The organism is Shewanella sp. T24-MNA-CIBAN-0130 (assembly GCF_040310185.1).
Taxonomy (GTDB): domain Bacteria; phylum Pseudomonadota; class Gammaproteobacteria; order Enterobacterales; family Shewanellaceae; genus Shewanella; species Shewanella psychromarinicola.
In genome coordinates this window covers 1-253 of record NZ_JBEOPP010000438.1, presented here as the reverse complement: position 1 = coordinate 253, position 253 = coordinate 1, and the positions used below count along the sequence as shown (strand labels likewise).

Genomic DNA, 253 nt, shown 5'->3' with positions numbered 1-253 from the left:
CTACAGACATGTTGAGGATTGAAATCCCACCGTATCCGGCAGAATGATATTTTTGATATTCTCTGCAATCTCCTTCAAGTCACGATCCGCCGTCAAGTTTCTCCCCAAAAAAGGCGCTATAATTGACTTCGTCGCATGATTTGAACTAAGTACTGATATGATATTTCGCTCGCTAATTTTGATTTCTATTTCAGTGAGAGATGCTGGCGAGCCCTCTCCCCAAAAAGCGAGTTTGAATTCTTCTATATAACCA

The 253-nt window shown here is 41.1% G+C and carries 1 protein-coding gene; it reads right to left on the bottom strand.

Annotated elements, in window-relative coordinates:
* The coding region (locus AAEZ02_RS23030; RefSeq protein WP_351125474.1) for a hypothetical protein at window positions 1-253 on the bottom strand (253 nt) is incomplete at its 5' end.